Origin of the sequence: Acinetobacter sp. UBA2063 (assembly GCF_002333245.1) — a bacterium.
GTDB lineage: Bacteria > Pseudomonadota > Gammaproteobacteria > Pseudomonadales > Moraxellaceae > Acinetobacter > Acinetobacter parvus.
Genome location: NZ_DDAH01000221.1, coordinates 1 through 3,273, shown reverse-complemented (window position 1 = coordinate 3,273; position 3,273 = coordinate 1). Strand labels below are relative to the sequence as shown.

2 protein-coding genes are annotated in these 3,273 nt (G+C 43.8%); both read left to right on the top strand.

From position 1 onward, the window contains the following. The first annotated feature begins 440 nt into the window (after positions 1 to 440). Positions 441 to 2,060: a hypothetical protein gene (locus tag B4H32_RS10540; RefSeq protein WP_286802983.1), complete on the top strand. Its 1,620-nt coding sequence runs from the start codon at positions 441 to 443 to the stop codon at positions 2,058 to 2,060. Between the two features lie 176 nt (positions 2,061 to 2,236). Next, on the top strand, positions 2,237 to 3,172 hold the full coding sequence (locus tag B4H32_RS10535; RefSeq protein ID WP_004769931.1) for a hypothetical protein: 936 nt from the start codon (positions 2,237 to 2,239) through the stop codon (positions 3,170 to 3,172). The last annotated feature ends 101 nt before the right edge of the window (positions 3,173 to 3,273 follow it).

Genomic DNA, 3,273 nt, shown 5'->3' with positions numbered 1-3,273 from the left:
GTTCATCAGCGCAACCGATGTGGCGCAAAGCAGGTGTTACACCCTTTGATATGAATAACGCTTTGGCAAAATGTCGCTATGAAGTAAGAGCTGCCAAAGTTGAGCAAAATGAAAGAAATGCAATGGTCAGTGATTGTATGGAATCACAAGGGTTTCGTTATACAGATTATTGATTTAAACTGATAAAAAGCTATTACTACTCTAGATGTAATGGCTTTTTTATATTAACTGGTCAAAATATCAGGATGTTTATCAATGATATTCATCAACGCCATTGCTGCATCTGTCGAATAGCGGCAGTCTTTTTCTTAATTTTGTAGGGTACGTGGGCTAATATGTACTTTATTAGCAAATCAGCATGACAGTGATCATAAACTTTTGCTGAACTCAGTCAGCTCGTGATATTTTACTTTTATATAAGTACAAAATGTAACAGAACTATGCTCCCAACGAAGCTGTTAAAATTGCGTTTGTCTCGGATTGCAAAGGGAAAGGAACATCTTTCCACTCAGGACAAGTTGATGCTGGTGAGTATGGAAAGTCCTGATCTCAGTGCCAACTTCTTTTTACGGCTCTTTAAGATGTCTTTGCCAAAAGAGTGGAAATTCAGACATGAGACAGAAGAGGACATTCTGTATTCAACACAACTGATTCAATTGGTTGAGGATGAGTTTATTCCTGCCTATGAAACCCATGCCAGAAAATATGCCTGGTATGAACAGTGCCTGATGTATCGACTAAACTTCATTACGCCACAACCCACTCAGCAGCAAATCAACCTCTATTTGCGTCAACTCGACCTATGTTTGGACCAGCAGCCTAAACTGGATTTGCTTCATCATTTTCAGCAGAAATATCCAAGTGCCCAGCATGCGGTGGCACTGGCGAAGTCCTATGCAGGTGCAGGGCAATATAGGCAGGCCATCACGCAATATGAATGGGCAGCGCAACAATCCACCCAGCGCAATGAAGTTGCCTTTTATGGCTATATCGACTGCCTGCTTAAGCGGAACCAGCCTGAATATAAGCCACAGCTGAGTGATGTGGAATATGCAGTTGAGTTGTTAAACCAATCTGGCAAAGTGATTGACCAGAAAACCCATGCCATGCTGTTGCAACGGGCAGTGGGCCTGTTGTTACCCGCCAACATCTTGCAGACACGGGCAACTGAAACCAATATTCTGGCGGATGTTGGACGTGGTTTAAATTCACTGGGGAAATCCTTGGGAGGAATACTGGGTGGAAGAGAGTTGCATCTTCCTTATAGTCAGGATGTGATTGCCAGTGCGCCCCAGCTTTTAATGGATCAGATCATTGTTGCGAGCCTGGTTCATTCAAATAACATGCAGGCAGCGTTAAAACGTATTTTAAATCCTGAAAATGATTCGACAATCACACAGGATCATGCTGAACAACAACTTGGGCGTTTATGGCTTGCTGTTCAGGCCAATCCTGATATTTTGAAATTATTGAACCAACCCGAGCAATTAACAACAACACTGACCAATACAGAGGCATTGCATGAGAGCTGTTTAAATCTCGGTTCAATCCAGACCATTCTGGAGCAGGGTTTAATGGCCTATCTAGGCGATATTCGCCTGGATAAACACCATCCTGAAAGAACGGCCTTATATGAGCAGCGGGATGTGGTGGTTGCAGAAATGACTGCATTTGCCCAGTGGTTCCATCAGGATGTGTTAAAGACTTACCTTGAGCAACAAACTAAACGATTGCAGCAGCTACAAGGTTTGTTAAGTGAACAGACGATTGAGGGAGCACTATCAAGTGGGCTGTTTGCCTATCAGTTTGAACAGCAGCAGCGGGCTCAGGGTCTGTTTAACTGGATGCAGCAAAAACTGGAAAAGGGCAATGATTTTTACAGGATGCAGGCTGCATGGGTGGCGCTGAGGGAAATTGTTTATTTCCAGCTTGAGGAGGCGAAAGAAAAGATCGAGTTACTCCAGCAGGCTTTGGAAAAGTATAAAACCATCCGTCTGGAACAGGTGTGGGTACGACCAGAACAGCCTGAAACCACATCTATCAAAGAAGATGAAAAGTAACGTTTTTTTTATTAGAGATTGTCTGTCTGGTGCATTAAATAATTTGAAGTTACGCAACAAAAAGACGCAATTTGCCATGCGTTGCATGCTAATCTAGAAAAAACCTTGAATAAGTTTAGAAAGTAGAGTGTAGCCCATAGAAATGGGCCAGTAAGAAAGGGAAGAGGGAGAACATCTTGAATCGACAAGATGATAAAAAGGCAATGTTTGATATTATGCCAGCAGACTCAGATGAATCGGGTGAAAAACCATCGCTGTCACGTCGGCTGATCAACAAGACCCTGCAACACGCGCAGGATGCGGTTGAGTTTGCCACTGACACATCCCGTAACATAGCAGGTGTCGCAGATGCTGCCTTAGGCGCCTTAGATCAAGTTACGCATCATACCAAACGTGGTGTTGAAGGAATGCGAAATACTGTTCGTGATATGGTATCAGAAACCAGTGAAGCAGCGCGTCAAGTTGCGTTAGCAATGGCACGTGCATCGTTAGGGAAAAGTAGCCTCACCTTATATTTACCTGAAATGCTGCTCAATAATCAAATTCGGAAACGTATGGATCGTTCTGAAATTGATGATATTAAAATTGAATGTGGCAATGACCGTTTTCACATTGAACTGGACGGGCATTACCGCCGTTTTCTCTATCGTCTTTCACTTGAGTTCAATGTGCTGGAATGTCGCATTGGTCAGGAAAAGTATCTGCGTTTACGCCAGATTGATGAACATCTGGACCTGCAAATCCGTCATGGTGGCACGCTAACCAACTGGGCGGCACGTCGGGTGGGTAATGTCAGCTTTGAAGTCATTAATTCCTTGCCGATTCCCTTTTTAATTAATCACCTGATCCGTGATGTGCCAGGCATCCAGAAAGAGGGGCACCGCATTTGGTATATCGACCTTGAGGAAGCGGGCTTTATTGACTTCATTAACAACCGTTCATGGATGGTTGATAAACTGCTCAGTCTGTCTGATTTTAGCATCCTGCCTGGTTTGAACATTTTGCAGGAAAGCCGTGAGCTGGTACAGCAACTGGTGGACCAGTTTGAGATCCGTGGCTTACGGGTACAGTCAGGACGGCTGGAAGTACAGGTTGGCATCGGAACAGATTAATACAGGGCGAACTATGTTCGCCTTATAATAAATTTTATCGCCAATAAAAAGCCACTGTCAATGCAGTGGCTTTTTAGAATTTGGCGTCCCTACGGGGATTC